We start from the raw sequence: 22,840 nt of genomic DNA, 5'->3' as shown, positions 1-22,840 counted from the left end.
CGCCCGCGCGTACGACAGGATCGGACGCGTGACGAACGCGATGGAACCGGTCTGGGTCGGCGTCGACGTCGGCGGCACCAAGGTGCTCGCCGGAGTGGTCGACGAGCACGGGCGCGTGGTGCGCACGGCGCGGCGGGCCACGCCCGGCCGGCGGGTCGACACGGTGCGCGTCGAGGACGCGCTCGTGCATGCCGTGCTCGAGGTGGCCGGTGGGTCGCCCATCGCCGGCGTGGGCGTGGCCGCGGCCGGCTTCGTCGACGCGAGCGGCACCCGCGTCATGTTCGCCCCGCACCTGCCGTGGCAGGGCGAGGACGTGCGCGACCGGCTCGCCGACCGCTGGGGGGTTCCGGTCACCCTCGAGAACGACGCCAACGGCGCCGCCGTCGCCGAGTGGACGTACGGCGCAGCGCGGGGCGCCCGCTCGGCCGTCGTGGTCACCATGGGCACCGGCATCGGCGGCGGGATCATCATCGACGACCACCTGGTGCGCGGGGCCAACGGCATGGCCGGCGAGTTCGGCCACATGCAGGTCGTGCCGGGCGGCCAGCCCTGCGAGTGCGGTGGCCGCGGGTGCTGGGAGCAGTACTCCTCCGGCAACGCCCTGGTCCGCTTCGCCCGTGCCCGGATGGGGGAGCAGCCCTCGGTGCTGGAGGAGGCGACCGGCGGCAACCCGGACCTGGTCACGGGCCCGATGGTCACCGAGGCCGCCGCCGACGGCGACCTCGTCGCCCGTCAGGCCTTCGCGAGCGTCGGGGACTGGCTGGGTGTCGGCGTCGCCAACCTCGTCGCCGCCTTCGACCCCGAGGTGGTCGTCATCGGCGGCGGTGTCTCCGCCGCGGGGGACCGGCTGCTCGAGCCCGCCCGGACCGCCCTCGTGCGCTCACTCGTGGGAGCCGCCCACCGGAAGGTGCCGGCGCTCGTCGCGGCCCAGCTCGGTCCCGAGGCCGGGCTGGTGGGCGCGGCCGAGCTGGCCCGACGCGCGGCTCAGGGGCGGCGGTAGTCCGGGACCAGCTCGACGGCCAGCTGCTCGAGGAAGAGACCGACGTCGGTGACGATGCCCTTGGCGTGGCTCGACCCGCGGTCGGCCAGCTTGGTCACCGTGGCCGGGTTGATGTCCACGCAGACGAGCGGGATGGAGGCCGGCAGGATGTTGCCGGTCGCCACCGAGTGCAGCATGGTCGCCACCATCAGGCAGAAGCCGACGTCGGTGAGCTCGGCACGCATCGCGCGCTGACCGACGATCACGTCGGTGTGGACGTCRGGCAGGGGGCCGTCGTCGCGGACGGAGCCCACGAGCACGAACTTCTTCTCGTGCGTCACCATCGCGTGCATGATCCCGCCGGTGAGCACGCCGGAGTCGACGGCCGACTTGATCGAGCCGGCCTTGCGGATCGTGTTGAGGGCCCGGATGTGGTGCTCGTGGCCGTGCTCGACGCCCTGGCCCTTGGCCAGGTCGACACCCAGGCTGGTGCCGTACAGCGACGACTCGATGTCGTGGGTGGCCAGCGCGTTGCCTGCGAAGAGCACGTCGACGAACCCGGCGTTGACCATCGCCACCATCGCGGGAGCGGCGCCCGTGTGCACGACGCCGGGACCGCCGACCCACAGCACCTTCTTGCCCGCGGCCTTGGCCTCGCGCATGCCGTCGGCGACCTGGCGCACGAGCACCGCCTGAGGCTTCTCCGAGGAGACGTCCGACTCCATGAACCCGAAGGCGTCGCTCGACTTGGCGACCACCGGCGCGGTGACCCGGATGCCCGAGGCGCCGGTGACGACCTGCATGCCGACCTTCACGTCGGACATCGGGAGGGTGTGGATGCGGTCCCCCTCGACGACCAGGCCGCAGTCCATCTCGGGGTTCTCGACGTCGTACCAGCGGCCCTCGAGGCGCACCCGCGTCGGCAGATTGGTGGTGGAGTAGAAGCCGTCGGGGAACACCCCGTCCATGTCGGCCTCGGAGACGCTCGCCTCGCCCGGGTCGGTCTGGTTGACCGCGTGGGTCTGCAGCCGCATGAGCAACCGCTGGAGCGCCTCGTCGTCGTCCGTGGTCACGGTGATCGTCGCGTGGCTGGTGTCGGTCTGCTCATGACCCAGGTCGATGTCCTTGATGACCCAGTCACCGCCGTACTGGCGGATGTCGTCGAGGACGCGCGACAGGATGCCGCTGTCCATCAGGTGGCCGGTGACTTCGACGTTCTCGCTCACACTCACCCGGCCGACGATAGCGCCCGCGCTGCCGATCAGATGCGGGAGCCGTCGTCCCAGGGCTCGCGGGGCTCGCGCGACATCGTGGCCACCAGGTAGAGGAAGCCTCCGACGAACCACGCCAGCAGCAGGTAGTCGATCAGGGTGGGCAGGTAGATGTGCGCGAAGAGGCACACGAGCAGGACCACGGGAGCGCCGAAGACGCCCGCCCAGGCGACGGCGCGCGGCGGTGCCGGCCGGGGGAGCGGCGGGGGCGGGGGCGGGATGTACCGCTCCTCGGCCTCCGGACGTACGGCGACCGGTTCAGGCTCGGGCTCGGGCTCCGGGGCCGGGACGACGAAGTGCGCGGGCGCGGGGGCCGGCGGCTCGTCCACCTCGGGACGCGCGCCGTAGTTGTCGACGATCTCGCGCCAGGCCGCGTCCTCGCGTGTCCGGCGTTCGTCGTCACCGCGTGAGCTCACGGAGCCACGGTAACCCGGGCCACGAAGTCGGCGGACTCGCTGAAGATCGTCTCCGCGTCGTTGTCGAGGGTCGCGACGTGGTAGCTATCGGTGAGCATCCGCTCGGTGAAGTCCCGCGACGAGACGTTGCTGCGGATGATGTCGAGCGACGAGGGGTCCACGAGGTGGTCGACGGTCGACTTGAAGCACAGCAGTGGGGCGGTGATCCGGGCCAGGTCCGCGCGCAACGGCTTCCAGCCCTCGCGCATCATCGAGTCGGCCGCCTTGAGGGGCGTGCGCGAGTAGCCGAGCTCCTCGACGCCGGGCTTCTTGATGTCGTTGGCGACGCCGGGGAAAGACCCCACGAGCCACTTGAGGACGGGCAGTGCCTTGACGTCGAGGCGCGCGAGATTGACGGCCGGGTTGACCAGCACGATGCCGGCCACCGCATCGGGGTGGTCGGCGGCGAGGCGCAGCACGAGCGAGCCACCCATGGAGAGGCCCCCCACGACGACCGCGTCGTTCTCGGCGCGCAGCCTGTCGAACGCGCGCGAGGTCTCGGCGTACCAGTCCTGCCACCGGACCGTGTTGCACTCCTGCCACGACGTGCCGTGACCCGGCAGCAGCGGTACCTCCACGGCGTACCCCCGCTCGGCGAGCGACCGACCCCACGGCTTCATGGAGTACGGCGAGCCGGTGAACCCGTGCTGCAGCAGCACACCGATGCGTCGACCGCCGGTGAGCTCGGGGCGCGCGGGCGCCGAGAAGGGGCGGGTGATCTCGGGGTCCGTGGGCTCGACGGGGGCGGCCGGACCGCCGCGCTTCAGGGGATTCCTCACGGGGGGAAGTGTGCACCACGTGGAGGGCACCGGGGAGGGTCTTTCGGGGCTAGGCTCACCCCGTGCTTTATTGGTTCCTCAAGTCGATCGCGCTCGGCCCGATCCTCCGCGTCGTCTTCCGCCCCAAGGCGTACGGCGTCGCCAACGTCCCCGACGAGGGTCCCGCGATCCTGGCGAGCAACCACCTCTCGTACGCCGACTGGCTCTTCATGCCGTTGACGCTCAGCCGTCGCGTCACCTTCGTGGCCAAGGCGGAGTACTTCACGACACCCGGCATCAAGGGCTGGTTCCAGAAGAAGTTCTTCTCCGGCGCCGGCCAGGTGCCCATCGACCGCTCCGGCGCCAACGCCGCCGAGGGCGCGATGAAGTCGGCCATCAAGATCCTCGACGGTGGCGACCTCTTCGGCATCTACCCCGAGGGCACCCGCTCGCACGACGGCAAGCTCTACCGCGGCAAGACCGGGGTCGCCCGGCTCGCGCTGGAGACCGGCGCCCCGGTGGTCCCGTGCGCGGTGGTGGGCACCGACGTGGTCGCCCCGAGCGGCAAGATCTTCGGCTCGTGGACGCGCCCCGTGGTGCGCTTCGGCCCGCCGCTCGACTTCTCGCGCTACGAGGGCATGGAGAACGACCGCTACATCCTGCGCTCGATCACCGACGAGATCATGTACGAGATCATGCGGCTCTCCGAGCAGGAGTACGTCGACATGTACGCAGCCAAGGCCAAGGAGCTCTCCAAGGAGCAGGCCAAGGACTCGACCCACACGGACCAGTCGCAGCGGAAGCAGGCGTCCTGACCGGCTCCGCCTCCGGCGTCGACGAGCGGGCCGCGGTCGCGGTCGAGGACCGGCTCCACCGGGCGCTCGCGCTCGTCCGCGTCGTGGTGACCATCAACATGGTCGCCCTCAACCTGTGGCGACGCGACAACTACGACCACCCGGGCCTCGGCGCCGTCGTGGTCGCGGTAGCGGTGGCGTGGACCGGCGTCGCCCTGTGGGGATACGCCGAGGCGCGACGGCGTACGCCGCTGCTGCTCGGCGCCGACCTCGCGATCGCCGCCGCCGCGATAGCCCTGACGCCTCTGGTGAAGGGCCCGGACTTCAACGCCACCATCCCCGGCTTCTGGGTGATGGGTGCCCTGCTCGCGTGGGCGATCCACTGGCACTGGAAGGGTGGCCTCGCGGCTGCGGTGGTGCTCTCCGTGGCCGACCTCGGCATCCGGATCTCCGTCGACCAGCCCCTCGACCAGGGCAACTACGGCAACGTCTTCCTGCTGATGATCGGCGGCCCGATCGTCGGCTACATGTGTGCGTCCCTCCAGCAGATGGCCGTCGAGCGCGACGCCGCGCAGCGTGCCGCGGCGGCCGCGGAGGAACGCACCCGCCTGGCCCGCGCGGTGCACGACGGCGTGCTGCAGGTGCTCTCCCTGGTGCAGCGCCGCGCGGGTGAGGCCGGTGGCGACCTCGCCGAGCTCGGAGCCCTCGCGGGTGAGCAGGAGCGCAGCCTGCGGTCGCTGATCCGGCAGCAGGACACGGTGACGGCTCCCGGGTCCACCGTCGACCTGGCGGGAGAGCTCGAACGCCTGGCCACCGCCCACGCCGGTCGCGTCGACGTCGCCTCACCGGGCACCCCGGTGCCCGTCCCGGCCCACGTCGCGCAGGAGCTGGTGGCCGCCGTGTCGGCCTGCCTGGACAACGTCCGCGCCCACGTCGGCGACGCCGCCCCGGCCTGGGTGCTGCTGGACGCCGTCCCCGGCCACGTCGTCGTCTCGGTCCGCGACGACGGACCGGGCATCCCCGCGGGCCGGCTCGACGCGGCGACGGCCTCGGGCCGCCTCGGCGTCGACCAGTCGATCCGCGGTCGGATCACCGACCTCGGCGGCACCGCCCACCTGGACACCGGGTCCTGGGGGACCGAGTGGGAGCTGACCGTGCCCGTGGAGGCGACCTCGTGACCATCCACTCCGACCACCCCTTCGCCGACCCTTCAGGGTCCCGGGACGCTGCCCGTCGACTGCGGGGCCGGCTGTCGGCGCGGGTGGGCCTCTGGACCACCGGCGCCGACCGCGACCGTGCAGGGCTGACCGTCTCGTCGATGCTCGTCGTCGGCGGGGAGCCACCGTTCGTGGTGGGCCTGCTCGACCCGGACTCGGCGCTCGGCGAGTCGCTGGAGGTCGGGGACCGCGTCGTCGTGCACCTCCTGGAGTGGGAGCACCGCGACCTCGCCGAGCAGTTCGCCGGCCTGATGCCCGCGCCGGGAGGCGTCTTTGCCTCGGCGACGTGGGAGCAGACCGAGGCCGGTCCCCGGCTGGACTCATCTGCCACCTGGGCGGCCTGCACGGTCACGGACGTGCGGCTCCTGGGCTGGTCCCTGGAGGTGGTGTGCTCCCTCGACGAGGTCGTGCTCGGTCCCGACGAGGAGCCGCTGCTGCACCGCCGCGGGCGCTACGTGCGGCCCGCCGCCGGCGGCTGAGGGATCACTCCAGCGTCACCTGGGCGAGCACCCGGTCGTCGGCCCGGTCGCCGGTCAGCTCGACGGTCCACCCGCCGCCAGGATCGACGGCGCCGCACGGCTGGGGCGCAGGTTGGCTCGTCGTCGGGGCGCAGGCCAGGGACAGCACCTCCGGCGCGAGGATGCTGCGGATCACGCGCACCGGAGCGGGCTCCTGCTGCACGTCCAGCGACGTCACCAGGGCCAGGCCCCGCCCGGGCACCGACGGGCTCCGCTCGACGGCGCCGGTCAGCCGGTAGCGGACCTCGACCGAGTGGGCGCCCAGCAGGGAGAACCGGCCGGGGGCGTCGGTGATCCGGTCCGGCCCGGTGACCGGGCGCCCGTCGGCCACCACCCGCACGTGATGGGCCGAGACGCCCTCGGCGCCAGTGACGCCGGGCACCGAGAGGTCGACGGTGAGGAGCAGGCGCGTGCTGTCGATCCAGTGCGTCACCTGCAGGTCGCCGGAGGGCAGCACCCGGGTGCGAACGAAGGTCTCGTCGGTGTCGACGCCCCGGTCCGGGGATAGCTCCTGGCCCTGGCTGCGCAACGTCACCTCCCGCGGCGCCGAGCCGTCCCGCCGGGCGGCGACCATGGCGAGGGTGGCCGCCGGGAGGAGGAGGAACACGAGGCCGAGCAGCACCAGCCGCGGTGCGCGGGAGGCGTCCAGGCCCCTCACGGTCGCGGCCTCCGGGTGGGCGCCGAGACCGGCACGGCGGTGACGACGGCAAGGTGCTGGTAGCCCCCTCGGCTCCGGACGTAGGGCGGTGCGCAGGTCACCAGGGTGAGGCGCCGCGGTCCGCTCGCCGCGAACAGCTCCGCGCGCTCGGTGAGGGGCCCCTGGGGCACCAGCCGGAGCGAGCGCACCTCGAACTCCTGCGTGAGGCCGGCCGAGGTCAGCCGGATGCGCTCCCCGCCCGCCACGGAGAGCAGCGCGGCGAACGGACCCAGCCCCTGGGTCGTCGAGTCGACGTGGGCCGCCACCAACGTGGAGCCGAAGGGGTCGCCCAGCCGCGCGCCGCCGTCCCACCACCCGGCCACGCCGATGTCGTCGGGGACGTCGAGCAGGCCGCCCCGGGTGGTCGAGGCCGGCCGGACGGGCACGGCGACGCCACCGGGCAGCCGTACGACGACCGGACGCTCGGGCCGCACCACGGATGTCGCCCGTCGTGCGGGTGACACCGGCACGGGGGAGGCGGGCGAGCCGGCTGCGGGAGCCGGCGACGAGGACGTCGCCGGCTCCCGTGCCTCCCGCCCGGGACCGGAGCCGGGGGAGCAGCCGGTCAGGGCGAGCAGGACGACCAGAGGGAACACCTGGGCGAGTCGCCCGGGCGTGCTCATCTGGCCAGGCGGAAGGGAGTCACCGTGACGCCACCGACCAGTCCGGCGGACCCGGTGTCGATGGTCGTCGGTCGGACGGTGCCGTCGGCCGTGAGGGACGAGGTGTGCGCGATGACGTTCATCGAGCCGTCCTTCGGGTTGCCGTAGGCGTAGATCATCGACAGGGTGCGGGCCTCGAGCGGCACCTCCAGCGGGCCGAGGATGGGGTTGCTGGTGGTGCCGGTGGGCAGGAGCGCGACCTCCTGGGTGCCGGCCGGGACCTCGGCCTCGGCGTATTCGCCGTTGGCGATGTTGGTGAAGACCGTCTTGCCGTTGACCTGCACGTCAGCCGGGGCCACGGTCGCCGTGTGGGCCAGCACCACGCGCGCCTTGTCCGGTCCGATGGCCCCGGTGGGGGCGGCGTAGGAGTGCACGACGGGGTCGCCGTTGACCTGTGCAGGCAGGTGCAGCACGACGTCGGTGCTGTCGCCCGCGGCGACGTCGAGGCTGGAGGCGACGTCCATGCCGTCGTCGCTGAAGGTCACCTCGTGGCTGCCGGGGGCCAGGTCGAACGGCCCCAGCACGTCGCCGACCTCGGCCCCGGTCGCCACCGATCGTCCGTCGACGGAGACGTCCACCGAGGCTCCGGGGACGGCGAGGACGACGGTGACGTGGCCCTGGGCGGCGGGCGGCGCGACCGCCTGGCCGGGCTGGCCGATGCCCAGCAGGGGCAGGAGCAGGGCCGCCGACGCGACCGCGGCCCACGACAGTGCACGTCTCATCCGAACATCCCCCGGCAGATGACGGCCCGCGTCCCGAGCCTCGGACCTCACGACACCACCGCGGGAGCAGGCCGGACAACCCCTCGATTGGGTAAACCCACCGGTCGGGCCCGTGCGGACCGACCCTGTGTAGGTTCGCGCCCATGACCAGGGTGATGGTGGTCGACGACCACCCGATGTGGCGCGACGCGGTGGAGCGAGACCTCGTGGCGGCGGGCTTCGAGGTGGTCGCCGTCGCCGCCGACGGCCACCAGGCGCTGGCCCGCTTCCCGGCGTCGCGTCCCGACGTGGTGGTGCTGGACCTGCAGATCCCGGGGCCCAACGGCGTCGAGGTCACCGCGCAGGTGCTCCAGCACGACCCGTCTGCACGCGTGCTCATCCTCTCCGCGTCGGGCGAGCAGTCCGACGTGCTCGAGGCGGTCAAGGCCGGCGCCACCGGCTACCTCGTCAAGAGCGCCTCGCGCGAGGAGCTGCTCGACGCCGTACGCCGCGTGGCCGCCGGCGACACGGTCTTCACGCCCGGCCTGGCCGGACTGGTGCTCGGCGAGTTCCGCCGGATGGCTGAGGGCCCCGCCGACGACCCGCGCGACGAGCTCACCGAGCGCGAGACCGAGATCCTCAAGATGGTCGCCAAGGGCCTGTCCTACAAGCAGATCGCCGAGCGACTCGTCATCTCCCACCGCACCGTGCAGAACCATGTCCAGAACACCCTGCGCAAGCTCCAGATGAACAACCGCGTCCAGCTCACGCGCTGGGCGATCGAGCACGGCCTCGACGACGATGAGTGAGGCCTACCTCGAGCGCCTGGGCCTGGCGACGACACCCGCGCCGACGCTGGAGGCGCTGCGCGTGCTGCACCGGGCGCACGTCGAGCGGATCCCCTACGACAACCTCTCGATCATGCTGGGTCGTCCCGACCCCACGGACGTCGACGCCTGCGTCGAGCGCGCCGGGAGCGGAGGCCGGCTCGGCTACTGCTTCCACCACAACTCCGCGCTCGAGGGTCTGCTGGTCGGCCTGGGCTACGTCGTCAGTCGTCGCCACGGCCACGTGTGGACGCGCCCCGAGCACCGGCTCGACGCGTCCCTCAACCACCTCGTCCTCGTCGTCAGCGGACTGCCCACCCCCGACAACCCGGGCGGGCACTGGTGGGTCGACGCGGGCCTCGGTGACGGCTTCTCCGAGCCCCTGCCCCTGGTCCGGGGCGAGCACCACCTCGACGGGTTCCGCTACGTCATCGGGGCCGGCTACGGCGCGCAGGCCTCCGGACGGCCGTCGGGGCCGGCGGCGTGGACCTTCGACCACGACCCCTCCGGTGCGTTCGCCGGCATCGTCGTCACCGAGCGACCGAGCGACCCCGCAGCCGTCGCCGTCGCGCACCGCACGCTGGGTGCCGGACCGGACTCGCCGTTCACGAGCAAGCTCGTCGTCCAGCGCCGCGAGGGCGCGGCGACCCTCACGCTGCGCGGCTGCCTGCTCACCGAGCAGACCGCGACGGGCGGGACCGAGACCGAGCTGACGTCGTACGACGCCTGGCGGGCCGCCCTGGTCGAGCGCCTGCTCCTGCCGATCGGCGCCCACGAGGACCTCGCCGACCTGTGGGACCGGACGTGCGCGAGCCATGCGGCGTGGACCGCGGCGGGTCGGCCGTGACGACCTCGGACGGGTGGCGGGCGGCCGGTCCCGGTGACGCCGGCCCCCTGCGCGACCTCGAACGCGCCGCCAACCTCGTCGGCCTGGCGCACGTCTTCCCGGCCGACCGCTTTCCCTTCCCCGACGACGCGGTGCTGGCGCGCTGGGCCCTGGTCCTCGAGGACCCGGAGGTGGTGGTCGAGGTGGTCGACGGGGACCACGGGCTGCTCGCGTTCGCGGCGTACGACGACGAGTCGTTGCGCCACCTGGCCGTGCACCCGGACGCCTGGGGGACCGGCCTCGCCCGCGCAGGCGTCGCCCGCTCGGTTGCCCACGGGGCGCGACGGCTGTGGGTGCTGGACGCCAACCACCGGGCCCGTCGCCTCTACGAGCACCTCGGCTGGCGTGCGACCGGCGTGCAGCAGGAGTGCCCGTGGGTGCCGCACCCGACGGAGCTGGAGTACGCGCTCCTAGGATCGGGTGCGTGACCGACCCGCTCCTCGAGCTCGCCGACGGGCTCTACGCGCTCGCGCTGGGTGACTTCACGCCGGCGCGCGACGCGCTCGTCAAGGAGCACAAGGGCGACAAGGAGCTGGCCGCCCGCCTGAAGGCGCTGCGGAAGCCGTCGCTGGCCGCCTGGGTCGTCAACCTCCTGGTCCGCCGCGACGCCGGTCAGGTCGACCAGGTGCTCCAGGTCGGGACGGCGTTGCGCGAGGCCCAGGCCAACCTCGACGGCGAGGAGCTGCGCTCCCTCACCCGCCAGCGCCGCCAGCTCACCGCGGCGATCACCACGCAGGCGCGCGGGCTGGCCCGCGAGGAGGGGGTCAAGGTCACCCCGGCCGTGGCCGACCAGGTCGAGGCGACCCTGACGGCCGCCATGGTCGACGAGGGAGCGGCCCGGGCCGTGCGGAGCGGCCTGCTCGTCGCGGCCCTCGCCGCGACCGGGGTGGGCGAGGTCGACGTGGCCCCCGCGCTGGCCGTCCCGGAGGCGCTCGACTTCACCGCGGCGGCCCGCGAGCCCGAACCCGTCGGACGGCCCGAGCTGCACGTCGTGCCCGACCCGGAGGCCGACGCCAAGGTGCTCCGGGCCGCCGAGGAGCGGCTGGAGGCGGCCACCGCCGAGCACACAGAGGCCGGCGAGGCGGCCGCGGCCGCGGCGGACGACGTCGAGCAGCTGCAGGCCCGGTCGCTCCAGCTGCAGGCCGAGGTCGACGAGCTGCGCGGACGCATCGCCCAGCTCGAGACCGACCTCGAGGACAACGACGACGAGCTCGCCGACGCCGAGGACGTGCGGGCCGAGGCCGACGAGACGGTGGCGGAGGCCGCCCGGGCGATGGCGGCCGCCGAGGCGGACGTCGCCCGGCTCAGTCGCTGACCCAGCCCTTCGACCGCCCCACGGCGTCGCGCCACCGCGCGTGGGCCGCGTCGGCGGCGGTCCGGTCGGTGCTGGGATCGAAGCGCCGGTCCAGCGCCCACGTCTCGCGCAGGTCGTCGGTGGACCCCCACACGCCGGTCCCCAGCCCGGCGAGGAACGCCGCGCCGAGCGCCGCGGTCTCGACGATCTCGGACCGCTCGACCGGCAGGCCCACCTGGTCGGCCAGCACCTGGCACAGCAGGTCGTCGACATCGCCGTCGACGCGCAGGCGCGTGGTGCCGGACGTCATCTCGGCGAGCAGCCCGTCACGCACCGGCTGCGCGGCGGCGCCGGTCACGGGGACGGCGCCCTCGAGGGCGTAGGTCAGCTCACCCGCCGGCGAGCGCCAGGCCGCCGTGGACAGCAAGCCGGCGTCCGAGCGTTCCAGCGTCGTACCGGTGTTGGCCATGACGGACGAGCCGGTGACGTAGGTGATCGTGGCGTCGCCCACCTCGAAGCATGCCTGCCCGAAGAGCGCCGCCTGCCGGTCGCCGGCGATGCCCGCGATCGGCAGCGCGAGGCCGAGGAAGGACCGGGGGTCCGATGCTGCGACCTCGCCCCAGCTGGGGACCAGGTCGGGCAGGGCGTCGCGGGGCACGCCGAACAGGCCGCACAGCTCGTCGGACCAGCCGCCGGCCCCGAGGTCGAGAAGCAGGGTGCGACTCGCGTTGGACACGTCGGTGACGTGCCAGGTGCCTCGGGTCATCCGGGCGACCAGGTAGGAGTCGACGGTGCCCACGGCGTACCGGCCGGACTGCACCAGCGCCCACGTGTGGGGCTCGTGCTCGGCCAGCCACGTCAGCGAGGTGCCCGAGAAGCAGGGGTCCAGTCCCAGTCCGGTCAGCTCGGCGACCCGCTCCTCGTGGCCGTCGGCGCGCATCCGGTCGCAGATCTCGGCGGTACGCCGGTCCTGCCCCGCGATCGCCCGCCGGGGGGACCCGAGGGTCTCGCGGTCCCACAGCACGACGGTCTCGCGCTGGTCGGTGATGCCGATGGCGGTCAGCTCGGACGCATCGACCGTGGCGAGCACCTCGCGGGTGGCCCGGAGCGTGGCCTGCCAGATCTCCTCCGGCGCGTGCTCGACCCACCCCGGGCGGGGAGACTGCCGGGTGAGCTCCTGGCTGGCCGCGGCGGCGATCCTGCCCCGGGGGCTCACGACGACGGCGGTGACTCCCGTCGTACCGGCATCGATGGCGAGGAGGGACATCGGGTTCCTTGGGCTGCGGCGGGCAACGGGACGTGGGTCAACCTAGTGCGCCCCGAGGGTCCTCAGGGGCAGGTGCCGAGCGGGGTAGGGTCCTTGGCCATGCGCGACACACGGGGCGAGGAATACGCGAAACGGCTGCACGACAAGGAGACGGCCCGCTGGAAGCAGGTGCTCAACGTCCAGGCGCCCTACCGGTGGAACCTGCGGCGCCACGACCTGGGCCGGACCCTCGACGTGGGGTGCGGCATCGGCCGCAACCTGGAGACGCTGCCGGCCGGCTCGGTGGGCGTCGACCACAACGAGACGTCCGTGGCGATCGCCCGCGAGCGTGGCCTGAATGCCCTCACCACCGCCGAGTGGGAGACCTCCGCCCTGCGGGTCCCCGAGTCGTACGACGGCATGCTCGTCGCCCACGTCATCGAGCACATGTCGCCCGAGCTGGGCCTCGAGGTCATGCAGTCCTACGTGCCCTACCTGCGTCCGGGCGGCCGGGTGCTGTTCATCTGCCCGCAGGAGCGCGGCTACGCCTCCGACCCGACCCACGTGCGCTGGACGACGGGTGAGGACCTCATGGACCTCTGCCGCGACCTCGGGCTCGAGCCGCAGCGGTGGCGCAGCTTCCCGCTGCCGCGGGTCACCGGCAGGGCCTTCACCTACAACGAGTTCAACGTGGTGGCCACCAAGCCGGCCGACGTGACCCTCTAGGAGTCCCGAAGGATGGCCAGCACGCGCCGGTCGATCCACCGCCCGTCGTCGTCGACGCGCATCTCGTAGTTCTCGCTGCCGACCCACGAACGCAGGTCGGGGTGTCCCTGCCCATGCACGAGCCCTGCGATCTCCGTCTCGAGCTCGGGGGTGATCGCGACCTTCTCGTCCTCGGTGGAGGCGGTGAGGTAGAGGTCGTTGAGGTCCAGCAGCCGGGCCAGCTCGCCGACGGGAGCCGGGTGGTCGTCGACGCGCAGGTCGACGGCGACGTCGTCGCCCGCGCCGTACCCCGCGTCCTCGCGCACCACGAGCAGGGCGGCGGACTGCCGGCCGCGCCTGTCGCCGCCGGCCTCGTCCCCGGCGCGCAGCGCGTCGAGAAGCCGGYGCTCGACCGGCCGGCCGACCGACCCCTGCCAGGACAGCTCCATGGCCTCCACGACCTCGGGGCCGGTGAGGATGTTGCCCTGGATCGCATAGCCCGGGCCGGTCACGCCGCCCGCCCAGTCGTAGCACTCGGCGCCGGTGTGGGTCGCCGCGTTGCCGTCGGAGTCGACGATGCCGGCCTGGCGGTGGTCGCGCTTGTCGTCCTCCTCGACGAGGCGGGCCAGGGCCACCTCGGCGGTCGCGCCGTCGTCCAGGTGGGCGAGCGCGACGAACTTCCAGGTCACGTTGGCCTCGGCCTGGGTCGCGATGGCGCCCACCTGCGCGACGGCGGCGGGGACGGCTGACCCCACGGCGAGGAACTTGGAGGCGACGGCCACGCCCCAGGACTCGCCGTCGTCGGACCGGGCCACGATGGAGAACGTCATGCGCCGACCCTAGTGGCGTGCGGTGGGTGGCACGCGAGGCGACACAATGGCGCCATGACGACGCATGTGCCGATCGAGACCCGCCCCATCGAGACGTGGCTGACCGACATGGACGGGGTGCTGGTCCACGAGGAGCACGCGATCCCCGGGGCGGCCGACTTCGTCGAGGCGCTCAAGGCGTCCGGTCGGCGCTTCCTGGTGCTCACCAACAACTCGATCTTCACACCACGGGACCTGCGCGCCCGGCTGCTCGGGAGCGGCATCGACGTCCCCGAGACCGCGATCTGGACCTCGGCGCTCGCCACCGCCCAGTTCCTCGCCGACCAGCGACCGGAGGGCACGGCGTACGTCGTGGGCGAGGCCGGGCTGACCACCGCCCTGCACGAGATCGGTTACGTGATGACCGACCGCGACCCCGACTACGTGGTGCTGGGGGAGACCCGCACCTACTCCTTCGAGGCGATCACCCGGGCGATCCGGCTCATCGAGGCCGGCGCGCGGTTCATCGCCACGAACCCCGACGTCAGCGGCCCCAGCCAGCAGGGCACGTTGCCGGCCACCGGCTCCGTCGCCGCCCTGATCACCACGGCGACCGGCCGGGCGCCGTACTACGTCGGCAAGCCCAACCCGCTGATGATGCGCAACGCCCTGAACCGCATCGACGCCCACTCCGAGACGACCGTGATGGTCGGCGACCGGATGGACACCGACATCGTGTCCGGGCTCGAGGCCGGCCTGCGCACCATCCTGGTCACGACCGGCTCGACGAGCCGCGGCCAGGTCGAGACGTTCCCCTACCGCCCCAGCCAGGTCGTCGACTCGGTCGCCGACCTGGTCGCCATGGTGGCGCCGCCGGCCGTGCAGTGACTACGCTCACACAGTCTTTGATCGATCCAACATGAGGAGATCAGCATGCGCGTCGGAGTGCTCACCGGAGGTGGGGACTGCCCCGGCCTCAACGCCGTCATCCGGGCGGTCGTCCGCAAGGGCGTCCAGGGTCACGGGTTCGAGTTCGTCGGCTACCGCGACGGCTGGAAGGGCCCCCTCGAGGGACTGACCATGGAGCTCGGTGTCGAGCAGTGCCGCGGCATCCTGCCGCGGGGCGGCACGATCCTGGGCTCCAGCCGCACCAACCCCTTCAAGGTCGACGGGGGCGTGGAGCGGATCAAGGCCAACCTCGAGCGCGACGGGGTCGACGCCCTGGTGGCCATCGGTGGCGAGGACACGCTCGGAGTCGCGACCAAGCTGGCCGACCTGGGCGTGGACGTCGTGGGCGTGCCCAAGACGATCGACAACGACCTCTCCGGCACCGACTTCACGTTCGGCTTCGACACCGCGGTCAACATCGCCACCGAGGCCATCGACCGCCTGCACACCACCGCCGAGTCGCACCACCGCGTGCTCGTCGTCGAGGTGATGGGTCGTCACGCCGGGTGGATCGCCCTGCACTCCGGGATCGCCGGCGGGGCCAGCATGGTGCTCATCCCCGAGCAGCCGTTCGACATCGACGACGTGTGCGCCCGCGTCGAGACCCGCTTCGAGAGCAAGTACGCCCCGATCATCGTGGTCTCCGAGGGCGCGGTCCCGCGCGACGGCGGCGACATGACGCTCGTCAGCGGCGAGAAGGACGCGTTCGGCCACGTCCGTCTCGGCGGCATCGGCGACCGGATCGCGGGGGAGATCGAGCAACGCACCGGCAAGGAGGCCCGCGCCGTCGTGCTCGGCCACATCCAGCGCGGCGGCACGCCCACCGCGTTCGACCGCTGGCTGGCGACCCGGTTCGGGCTGCAGGCCATCGACGCCGTCGCGGACGGCGACTTCGGCACGATGATGGCGCTGCGGGGCACCAAGATCGAGCGGCTCAAGCTCATCGAGGGCACCGGTGAGCTCAAGCTGGTGAGCGAGCGGGAGTACGCCGAGGCGCAGGTCTTCTTCGGCTGACCGACGCCTGCGAGGGTGCTTGCCTTCACCCCCTCGCGAGTCCAGAGTGTTGGAATTCACTTGGACTCCGAGGGGACTGGCCATGACCAGCAGCACTGCCGAGCCGGACGTCAACGGCACCGAGCCCGACCTCAAGCGGGTGATGGGCCCCAAGCTCCTGCTGTTGTTCATCGTCGGCGACATCCTCGGGGCGGGCGTGTACGCCGTCACCGGCAAGCTGGCCGGGCAGGTGGGCGGCATCGCCTGGCTGCCCTTCCTGGTGGCGTTCGCGGTGGCCACGGTCACGGCCTTCTCCTACCTCGAGCTGGTCACCAAGTACCCCCAGGCGGCGGGGGCCGCGCTCTACACGCACAAGGCGTTCGGCATCCACTTCGTCACGTTCCTGGTGGCCTTCACGGTGGTCTGCTCGGGCATCACCAGCGCGTCGACCTCCTCCAACCTGCTCGCGGCCAACCTGCTGATCGGCTTCGGCAACGAGGACCCGTCCACGACCACCACCCTGATCACCGCGATGCTCTTCATGGTCCTGCTGGCCGCGATCAACCTGCGCGGAGTCGGCGAGAGCGTGAAGTTCAACGTCGTGCTCACCATCGTGGAGATGTCGGCGCTGGCCATCGTCATCGCCATCGGCTTCTACGTCGTGGGCAAGGGCGACGCCGACCTCGGTCGCATCACGGTCTTCGAGAACCCCGACGACAAGGGTCTCTTCATGGCCGTCACGGTCGCCACCGCGATCGCGTTCTTCTCCATGGTCGGCTTCGAGGACTCGGTCAACATGGTCGAGGAGACCCAGGACCCGATGAAGATCTTCCCGCGCACCATGCTCACCGGCCTGGGCATCGCGGTCGTGATCTACATGCTGGTCGCCATCTCGGTGGTCGCGGTCATCCCGTCCGGCCAGATCGCCGAGCCGACCAACGCCGAGGCCGGGATCCTGCTCGACGTGGTCAAGACCGGGGTGCCCGACCTCCCGATCGACAAGCTCTTCCCGTTCCTGACCGTCTTCGCGGTCGCCAACACCGCCCTCATCAACATGCTGATGGCGAGCCGGCTGATCTACGGCATGGCGCAGCAGGACGTGCTGCCGCGCAGCCTCGGCAAGGTGCTCCCGGGTCGTCGCTCGCCCTGGACCGCGATCGTCTTCACCACGCTGCTGGCGCTCGGCCTGATCGCCGTGGTCACCCTGATGTCCGACAACTCGGTGGTCGGGGCGCTGTCGGGCACCACGGCCACGCTGCTGCTGGCCGTCTTCACCGTCGTCAACATCGCCTGCATGGTCCTGCGTCGCGACCCGACGCCCGAGAGGGCGTTCCGCGCGCCGACGTACCTCCCGGTGCTCGGCGCCGTCTGCTGCGCCTACCTGCTCGGGCCCTGGGCGCGCACCGAGGCGGACATGATCCAGTACAAGATCGCCGGTGGCCTGCTGCTGCTGGGCATCGTGCTGTGGGCGCTCACGTGGTTGACCAACCGCGGGGTCCGCGCCAAGAAGACCGGCTTCCGCGACATCGAGCACATGGAGGACGACCCGCACTGAGCGTGCGGCTCGGTCCGGTAGCCCGCCCAGCGGTCAGGAGTCGGGGCGACCGGCCCACCCGCCGTACCCTTGACGGGTGAGCACCATCCCCACCCTCGAGCAGCTGCACGCCCTCGGCGCGGCCCAGCAGCCGACGTACCCCGACCAGGCGGCGGTCGACAAGGCCGTCGCGCGGCTGCGTACCGTCCCGCCGCTCGTCTTCGCCGGCGAGTGCGACGAGCTGAAGGACAAGATCGCCGCGGTCAGCCGCGGCGAGGCGTTCCTCCTCGCGGGCGGCGACTGCGCCGAGACGTTCGACGGCGTCACCGCCGACAACGTCCGCAACAAGCTGCGGGTGCTGCTCCAGATGGCCGTCGTCCTGACGTACGCCGCCTCGGTCCCGGTCGTGAAGCTCGGCCGGCTGGCCGGCCAGTACGCCAAGCCGCGCTCGAGCGACCTGGAGACCCGCGACGGCGTCACGCTCCCGGCATACCGTGGCGACGCGGTCAACGGCTTCGACTTCACCCCCGAGTCGCGCATCCCGGACCCGCAGCGACTCGTGGACGTCTACAACTCGTCCGCGGCGACGCTCAACCTGGTCCGCGCGTTCGTCACCGGTGGCTACGCCGACCTGCGTCAGGTGCACACCTGGAACAACGACTTCGTGCGCGAGTCGCCCTACGCCCAGCGCTACGAGCTGATGGCCGGCGAGATCGAGCGCGCCCTGACCTTCATGAAGGCCATCGGCGCCGACCCCGACGAGTTCCACCGCGTCGACTTCCACTCCAGCCACGAGGCRCTGCTGATGGAGTACGAGCACGCGATGACGCGCATCGACTCGCGCACCGAGCTGCCCTACAACGTCTCCGGCCACATGGTGTGGATCGGTGAGCGCACCCGGCAGCTCGACGGCGCCCACGTGGAGTACTTCCGCCACATCCGCAACCCGATCGGCTGCAAGCTCGGCCCGACGGCGACCCCCGACGAGGCGCTCGCGCTCGCGGCCCGGCTCAACCCGGACAACGAGCCCGGCCGGCTCACCTTCATCACCCGCTTCGGCGCCGGCAAGGTCCGCGACGGTCTGCCGCCCCTGGTCGAGAAGGTCACCGCGGAGGGCGTCCAGGTCGCCTGGGTCAGCGACCCGATGCACGGCAACACGTTCGAGGCGTCGACCGGCTACAAGACCCGTCGCTTCGACGACGTGCTGGACGAGATCCAGGGCTTCTTCGACGTGCACCGCGCCCTCGGCACGGTGCCCGGCGGGATGATGGTCGAGATGACCGGCGACGACGTCACCGAGATCGTGGGCGGCGGCGAGGAGATCGACGAGCACGGCCTCGCRCACCGCTACGAGTCGGTCGTCGACCCGCGCCTCAACCGGGTCCAGTCCCTCGAGCTCGCCTTCCTCGTCGCCGAGATGCTCCGGGCGCGCACGGCCTGAGGGGGCGGACGCCGGCCGTCCCTCGCGCCTGTCCCTCGCGCCTGTCCCTCTGCGAGCGGTGGGTCAGCCACATTCCCGTCGCGGCGAACGTGGCTGGGTCACCGCCTTACGGGCATGTCGCTGCGACCCGCCGGGGTGGCGGTGCGCCAGCCACCGTCGTACGCCGCGAAATGTGGCCTGCGCACCGCTCCCCGGGGGCGCGCCGGAGCGCCCGTGATGGGATGAGCGCGTGATCGACCTGCGCTCCGACACCCTGACCCGTCCGACCGAGTCCATGCGCGCCGCGATGGCGAGCGCCGAGGTGGGCGACGACGTCTACGCGGAGGACCCCACGGTCAACGCGCTCGAGGACCGGGTCGCGGAGCTGTTCGGCCACGAGGCGGCGCTCTTCACCGCCACCGGCTCGCTGGCCAACGTGCTCGCGGTGCGCAGCCTGGTCGGCGTCGGCCAGGAGGTGCTGTGCGAGTCCAGCGCCCACATAGCGCGGGCCGAGCTCGGCGCCCACGGCGCGATCACCGGCCTGACCATGCGCACCTGGACCGATCCCCGCGGGCAGGTGGACCTGCCCGCCATCGAGCGGCTCCACGCCCCCGACATGGGTCCGTTCTTCGTCGCCACCGCTGCGGTGTCGGTCGAGTGCACGCACAACTTCGCCGGGGGCACCGTGCTGCCGGTCGAGGACCTCAGGGCGCTGCGCGCCTGGGCCGACGGCGTCGACTGCCGCCTCCACATGGACGGTGCCCGCATCTGGAACGCGCACGTCGCCACCGGCACCCCGCTCGTGGAGTACGGCGGGGTGGCCGACGTCATGGCCGTCTGCCTCTCCAAGGGACTGGGCGCCCCCGTGGGGTCGCTGATGATCGGCGGCCGGGACGCGATCGCCGAGGCCCGGGTGTGGCGCAAGCGCCTCGGGGGTGGGATGCGCCAGGTCGGCATCCTGGCCGCGGCCGGCCTGCACGCGCTCGACCACCACGTCGAGCGGCTGGCCGAGGACCACGCCCACGCCCGCCTGCTGGCGGAGGCGTGCGGCGTCGACCCCGACACCGTGGACACCAACATCGTCGTGGTCGAGCGCGACGACGCGGGCCGCTTCGTCGCGCAGGCCGCGGAGCAGGGCGTGCGGGTCGCGCCGGTCGGACCACGCGCCGTACGCCTGGTGACGCACCTCGACATCAGCGCGGACGACGCCCGTCAGGCCGCTGCCGTGCTCAGTCGGATCGCCGCCACTCCAGCCGGATGATCTCCGCGCCCTCGTGCAGGTGGGCGCGGTCACCGGAGTCGACGAAGCCGCACGTGCCGTAGAGGCGCAGCGAGCGCCGGTTGGTGGCTCGCGTCCACACGCTCAGCCTCGTCCACGCCGTGCCTGCCGGGGGTGCCTGCAGGGCGCGGACGAGGGCACCGCCGATGCCGCTGCCCCAGTAGCCCGGATCGACGAACACCATCGCCACATGACCGCACGACGGGTCCTCGACCCCGTCCTCGACGTACGGCTCGGCCACCAGCATGCCGGCCGGCTTGTCGCCGTACGTCGCGAGCAGGGCCACGCGGCCGCCACGGACCGTCGCCTCCACCCGGGCGCGCCGCTGGGGTGACGGCGCGGCGCCGACGGCCTCGCGGGCCGACGCCCAAACGGCGACCGCCGCCGCCACCTGCTCCGGCGCGGTGACGGCGTCGATGACGGTGCGCGGCATGGGGCCAGCCTAGGAGGGCGGGTCTCGGGGGCGACCCCGAGACGATCTCAGGGTGCGGCCGTGGTCGGTCCCAGCGTTGTCCCCGATGTGCGCGGGTGCCCGTCCGGGAGAGCGTGGGCCCATGATCACAGTCGAGTCACTCACCCGGAAGTACGGCGGCTTCACGGCCGTCGACGACGTCACCTTCACCGCCCGGCCCGGCCGGGTCACCGGCTTCCTCGGCCCCAACGGCGCGGGCAAGTCCACCACCATGCGGATCGTCGTGGGCCTCACCCCGGCCACGTCCGGCTCCGCCCTCATCGACGGCGCCCGCTTCGCCGACCTCACGAACCCCGGCCACGAGGTCGGCGTCCTGCTCGATGCCTCGGCCCAGCACGCGGGCCGCACCGGTCGCGAGATCCTCACCATCGCCCAGCGCACCATGGGGCTGCCCCGGAACCGGGTCGAGGAGATGCTCGACCTGGTCAGCCTGACGCCCGACGAGGCCGGTCGCAGGGTGCGGCACTACTCCCTCGGCATGCGGCAGCGCCTCGGCATCGCGGCGGCACTGATCGGCGACCCGCGGGTGCTGATCCTCGACGAGCCGGCCAACGGCCTCGACCCGGCTGGCATCCGCTGGATGCGGGACCTGCTGCGCGACTTCGCCCGGGACGGCGGCACCGTGCTGCTGTCCTCCCACCTGCTCCACGAGATCGAGGTCATCGCCGACGACATCGTGGTCATCGGGCAGGGCCGGATCGTGGCCCAGGGCACCAAGGCCGAGCTGCTCGCCGGGGCCGGCACCCTCGTCCGGAGCCCCGAGGTCGAGACCCTCGGCCGGGCCCTGGTCGCCGCGGGCGTCGCGTGCAGCGCCGTCGATGGCGGCCTGCGCACGGACGCCACCCCCGACCAGGTCGGCCGTGTCGCCCTCGGCGCGGGCGTCCCACTCACCGAGCTCAGGGCCGGCGACGGCGCCGGCCTGGAGGACATGTTCCTCGAGCTCACCGCCGACACCCAGCGAGAAGGAGCAGCGGCATGACCGCCACGACCGTCCAGCCCACGACCATCCCGACGACGTCGACCGCGCGCGAGCGCAAGGCCGTCCCCCCGATCACGACCGGCCGGATCGTGTCCGTCGAGCTTCGCAAGATGTTCGACACCCGAGCCGGCTTCTGGATGATGATGAGCATCGCCATCCTGTCGGTCCTCGCGACCGGCGCGGCGATCCTCTTCGCGCCCGACGCAGACATCGATTTCGAGCTCTTCGCCAGCGCGATCGGCATCCCCATGTCGGTCATCCTGCCGATGATCGCGATCCTCTCGGTCACCGGTGAGTACACCCAGCGCACGGGCCTCACGACGTACACCATGGTCCCGCGCCGCGGCCGCACCATCGCCGCCAAGGGGATCGCCGCGGTGCTCGTGGGCGTGGTGTCGATGTTCGTCGCGCTGGGGATCGGCGCGCTCGGCAACCTGCTCGGCTCGGCGATCGTCGGGGTCGACCCGGTGTGGAACATCTCCGTGGTCGAGTTCGCCCAGATCGTGCTCGCCCAGGTGCTCGGCATGATCGTCGGCTTCATGCTCGGCGTGCTGCTGCGCAGCTCGGCGGCGGCGATCGTGACGTACTTCGTCTACTCGCTCGTGCTGCCCGGCCTGCTGATGCTGCTCGCCGGCGCCCAGTCGTGGTTCGCCGACATCCAGCCGTGGATCGACTTCAACATGGCCTCGTCGCGGCTCTTCGACCTCACGATGACGGGGGAGTACTGGGCGCAGCTCGCCACCAGCGGGCTCATCTGGCTGGTCGGCCCGCTGGCCGTCGGCCTCGCGATGGTGATGCGCTCGGAGGTGAAGTGACCGCAGTCGTACGACGCACGGCCGGACCCCGAGAGGGGTCCGGCCGTCGCGCTGCTCAGGCGGGGGTGCCGGACAGCAGGACCTCGCTGATGGCGGTGTAGTCGCGGCCGAGGGGCCCGGATCCGGGCGGGGTGACAGAGGCGATCCGGAGCTGGACGGTCCGCGTCGTGACCGGGTCGATCCGCAGGCGCTGGAGGCGGCGTACCTCGCCGAGGTCGTGGCCGACCGTGGAGCCGTCGTCGAAGACCCACAGGACCCGGGTGATGCGACGGTTGAGGGGGTACCAGTCGACCTGCGACGACCCGTTGGACACGCGCCTGGCGTAGCCGTTGACGAGACCGACGGAGGTCAGGGTCGTGGGGCGGGGCAGGGTGAAGGTGATGGTGGTGCCGGTGGCGTCGCCGGCGACGCGCCACGAGGTCGCGGGCTCCCCGTCCACCATCTGCTCCGCCGAGAAGCCCACCGTGCTGCCGTCGAGGTCGGTCGTGGCGGGCGCGGCCGCGGGGGCGTCGACACGGGCCGTTCGCGCGACGTCGCTCGGCCGGACGCTCTCGCCACCCGCGGCGGGCCCGGCGCCGGTG

Annotated in this window: 26 protein-coding genes; 16 read left to right on the top strand and 10 right to left on the bottom strand. The window is 72.6% G+C overall.

Features of this window, described 5'->3' with window-relative positions; genetic code table 11:
- The first annotated feature begins 28 nt into the window (after nt 1-28).
- Nucleotides 29-1,000 carry an ROK family protein gene (locus AC1DQF_RS09025; protein WP_477524884.1) on the top strand — a complete coding sequence of 324 codons (972 nt, stop codon included), beginning with the start codon at nt 29-31 and terminating at the stop codon, nt 998-1,000.
- Here AC1DQF_RS09025 and AC1DQF_RS09020 read toward each other — a convergent pair.
- From AC1DQF_RS09020 to AC1DQF_RS09010, 3 genes are read right to left on the bottom strand one after another with little or no spacing between them, the layout of a single operon-like run.
- Nucleotides 985-2,211: an ornithine cyclodeaminase, nickel-pincer nucleotide-dependent gene (locus AC1DQF_RS09020; protein WP_477524883.1), complete on the bottom strand. Its 1,227-nt coding sequence runs from the start codon at nt 2,209-2,211 to the stop codon at nt 985-987. The genes AC1DQF_RS09025 and AC1DQF_RS09020 overlap by 16 nt on opposite strands.
- 29 nt (nt 2,212-2,240) lie before the next feature.
- Entirely contained in the window at nt 2,241-2,666 is a 426-nt protein-coding gene (locus AC1DQF_RS09015; protein ID WP_477524882.1) for a hypothetical protein, read from the bottom strand.
- Nucleotides 2,663-3,484, bottom strand: a complete 822-nt coding sequence (locus AC1DQF_RS09010) for an alpha/beta hydrolase (protein ID WP_477524881.1) — start codon at nt 3,482-3,484, stop codon at nt 2,663-2,665. The genes AC1DQF_RS09015 and AC1DQF_RS09010 overlap by 4 nt, the downstream gene beginning before the upstream one ends.
- A gap of 62 nt (nt 3,485-3,546) precedes the next feature.
- On the opposite strand from AC1DQF_RS09010, the gene AC1DQF_RS09005 reads away from it, so the two are divergent.
- The 3 genes from AC1DQF_RS09005 to AC1DQF_RS08995 are packed head-to-tail and all read left to right on the top strand — an operon-like array spanning nt 3,547 to nt 5,953.
- The gene (locus tag AC1DQF_RS09005; RefSeq protein ID WP_477524880.1) at nt 3,547-4,278 is read left to right on the top strand and encodes a lysophospholipid acyltransferase family protein; all 732 of its coding nucleotides are present in this window, start codon (nt 3,547-3,549) and stop codon (nt 4,276-4,278) included.
- Nucleotides 4,275-5,435, top strand: coding sequence for a MacS family sensor histidine kinase (macS, locus tag AC1DQF_RS09000; RefSeq protein ID WP_477524904.1), 1,161 nt, complete (start codon nt 4,275-4,277; stop codon nt 5,433-5,435). The genes AC1DQF_RS09005 and macS overlap by 4 nt, the downstream gene beginning before the upstream one ends.
- Nucleotides 5,432-5,953: a flavin reductase family protein gene (locus AC1DQF_RS08995; protein ID WP_477524879.1), complete on the top strand. Its 522-nt coding sequence runs from the start codon at nt 5,432-5,434 to the stop codon at nt 5,951-5,953. The genes macS and AC1DQF_RS08995 overlap by 4 nt, the downstream gene beginning before the upstream one ends.
- Before the next feature lie 4 nt (nt 5,954-5,957).
- Here AC1DQF_RS08995 and AC1DQF_RS08990 read toward each other — a convergent pair whose 3' ends face one another.
- Genes AC1DQF_RS08990 through AC1DQF_RS08980 form a run of 3 tightly spaced genes read right to left on the bottom strand, consistent with a single transcriptional unit; the run spans nt 5,958 to nt 8,073 of the window.
- Entirely contained in the window at nt 5,958-6,650 is a 693-nt protein-coding gene (locus AC1DQF_RS08990; protein WP_477524878.1) for a hypothetical protein, read from the bottom strand.
- Complete coding sequence (locus AC1DQF_RS08985) at nt 6,647-7,312, bottom strand: class F sortase (RefSeq protein WP_477524877.1); 666 nt, start codon at nt 7,310-7,312, stop codon at nt 6,647-6,649. Before AC1DQF_RS08985 ends, AC1DQF_RS08990 begins: the two co-directional genes overlap by 4 nt.
- The gene (locus AC1DQF_RS08980; RefSeq protein WP_477524876.1) at nt 7,309-8,073 is read right to left on the bottom strand and encodes a DUF4397 domain-containing protein; all 765 of its coding nucleotides are present in this window, start codon (nt 8,071-8,073) and stop codon (nt 7,309-7,311) included. The genes AC1DQF_RS08985 and AC1DQF_RS08980 overlap by 4 nt, the downstream gene beginning before the upstream one ends.
- 143 nt (nt 8,074-8,216) lie before the next feature.
- On the opposite strand from AC1DQF_RS08980, the gene AC1DQF_RS08975 reads away from it, so the two are divergent.
- From AC1DQF_RS08975 to AC1DQF_RS08960, 4 genes are read left to right on the top strand one after another with little or no spacing between them, the layout of a single operon-like run.
- Complete coding sequence (locus tag AC1DQF_RS08975; protein ID WP_477524875.1) at nt 8,217-8,861, top strand: response regulator; 645 nt, start codon at nt 8,217-8,219, stop codon at nt 8,859-8,861.
- A complete protein-coding gene (locus AC1DQF_RS08970; RefSeq protein ID WP_477524874.1) occupies nt 8,854-9,726 on the top strand; it encodes an arylamine N-acetyltransferase family protein in 873 nt (290 codons plus the stop codon). The genes AC1DQF_RS08975 and AC1DQF_RS08970 overlap by 8 nt, the downstream gene beginning before the upstream one ends.
- The gene (locus AC1DQF_RS08965) at nt 9,723-10,193 is read left to right on the top strand and encodes a GNAT family N-acetyltransferase (RefSeq protein ID WP_477524873.1); all 471 of its coding nucleotides are present in this window, start codon (nt 9,723-9,725) and stop codon (nt 10,191-10,193) included. Before AC1DQF_RS08970 ends, AC1DQF_RS08965 begins: the two co-directional genes overlap by 4 nt.
- A complete protein-coding gene (locus tag AC1DQF_RS08960) occupies nt 10,190-11,080 on the top strand; it encodes a hypothetical protein (protein ID WP_477524872.1) in 891 nt (296 codons plus the stop codon). Before AC1DQF_RS08965 ends, AC1DQF_RS08960 begins: the two co-directional genes overlap by 4 nt.
- Here AC1DQF_RS08960 and AC1DQF_RS08955 read toward each other — a convergent pair.
- Nucleotides 11,070-12,326: an FGGY family carbohydrate kinase gene (locus AC1DQF_RS08955; protein ID WP_477524871.1), complete on the bottom strand. Its 1,257-nt coding sequence runs from the start codon at nt 12,324-12,326 to the stop codon at nt 11,070-11,072. The two genes, AC1DQF_RS08960 and AC1DQF_RS08955, sit on opposite strands and share 11 nt — an antisense overlap.
- A 99-nt stretch (nt 12,327-12,425) precedes the next feature.
- Between AC1DQF_RS08955 and AC1DQF_RS08950 the strand changes: the two genes are divergently transcribed.
- Nucleotides 12,426-13,031, top strand: coding sequence for a class I SAM-dependent methyltransferase (locus AC1DQF_RS08950; protein WP_477524870.1), 606 nt, complete (start codon nt 12,426-12,428; stop codon nt 13,029-13,031).
- On the opposite strand, the gene AC1DQF_RS08945 is transcribed toward AC1DQF_RS08950, so the two are convergent.
- Nucleotides 13,028-13,840 carry a DUF1028 domain-containing protein gene (locus AC1DQF_RS08945; RefSeq protein WP_477524869.1) on the bottom strand — a complete coding sequence of 271 codons (813 nt, stop codon included), beginning with the start codon at nt 13,838-13,840 and terminating at the stop codon, nt 13,028-13,030. The genes AC1DQF_RS08950 and AC1DQF_RS08945 overlap by 4 nt on opposite strands.
- 54 nt (nt 13,841-13,894) lie before the next feature.
- Here AC1DQF_RS08945 and AC1DQF_RS08940 point away from each other — a divergent pair, with 54 nt between their 5' ends.
- From AC1DQF_RS08940 to AC1DQF_RS08920, 5 genes are all read left to right on the top strand, one after another.
- Nucleotides 13,895-14,707, top strand: coding sequence for an HAD-IIA family hydrolase (locus AC1DQF_RS08940; protein ID WP_477524868.1), 813 nt, complete (start codon nt 13,895-13,897; stop codon nt 14,705-14,707).
- 45 nt (nt 14,708-14,752) lie between these two features.
- Nucleotides 14,753-15,781 carry a 6-phosphofructokinase gene (locus tag AC1DQF_RS08935; RefSeq protein WP_477524867.1) on the top strand — a complete coding sequence of 343 codons (1,029 nt, stop codon included), beginning with the start codon at nt 14,753-14,755 and terminating at the stop codon, nt 15,779-15,781.
- A gap of 82 nt (nt 15,782-15,863) precedes the next feature.
- Complete coding sequence (locus tag AC1DQF_RS08930) at nt 15,864-17,315, top strand: APC family permease (protein ID WP_477524866.1); 1,452 nt, start codon at nt 15,864-15,866, stop codon at nt 17,313-17,315.
- Between the two features lie 76 nt (nt 17,316-17,391).
- Nucleotides 17,392-18,735 carry a class II 3-deoxy-7-phosphoheptulonate synthase gene (locus AC1DQF_RS08925; protein WP_477524865.1) on the top strand — a complete coding sequence of 448 codons (1,344 nt, stop codon included), beginning with the start codon at nt 17,392-17,394 and terminating at the stop codon, nt 18,733-18,735.
- Nucleotides 18,736-18,964: 229 nt separating this feature from the next.
- Nucleotides 18,965-19,975, top strand: a complete 1,011-nt coding sequence (locus AC1DQF_RS08920; protein ID WP_477524864.1) for a threonine aldolase family protein — start codon at nt 18,965-18,967, stop codon at nt 19,973-19,975.
- Here the strand turns inward: AC1DQF_RS08920 and AC1DQF_RS08915 are convergent.
- The gene (locus AC1DQF_RS08915; protein WP_477524863.1) at nt 19,944-20,426 is read right to left on the bottom strand and encodes an N-acetyltransferase family protein; all 483 of its coding nucleotides are present in this window, start codon (nt 20,424-20,426) and stop codon (nt 19,944-19,946) included. The two genes, AC1DQF_RS08920 and AC1DQF_RS08915, sit on opposite strands and share 32 nt — an antisense overlap.
- 121 nt (nt 20,427-20,547) lie before the next feature.
- Here AC1DQF_RS08915 and AC1DQF_RS08910 point away from each other — a divergent pair, with 121 nt between their 5' ends.
- Both AC1DQF_RS08910 and AC1DQF_RS08905 read left to right on the top strand, forming a co-directional pair.
- Nucleotides 20,548-21,444, top strand: coding sequence for an ABC transporter ATP-binding protein (locus tag AC1DQF_RS08910; protein ID WP_477524862.1), 897 nt, complete (start codon nt 20,548-20,550; stop codon nt 21,442-21,444).
- A complete protein-coding gene (locus AC1DQF_RS08905; RefSeq protein ID WP_477524861.1) occupies nt 21,441-22,259 on the top strand; it encodes an ABC-2 transporter permease in 819 nt (272 codons plus the stop codon). Before AC1DQF_RS08910 ends, AC1DQF_RS08905 begins: the two co-directional genes overlap by 4 nt.
- A gap of 55 nt (nt 22,260-22,314) precedes the next feature.
- Here AC1DQF_RS08905 and AC1DQF_RS08900 read toward each other — a convergent pair.
- A partial coding sequence (locus tag AC1DQF_RS08900; RefSeq protein ID WP_477524860.1) for an NADase-type glycan-binding domain-containing protein occupies nt 22,315-22,840 on the bottom strand: 526 nt, incomplete at its 5' end.

It is taken from the genome of Nocardioides sp. P4_G4 (assembly GCF_056401085.1).
This window is presented reverse-complemented; position numbering and strand designations above follow the sequence as displayed.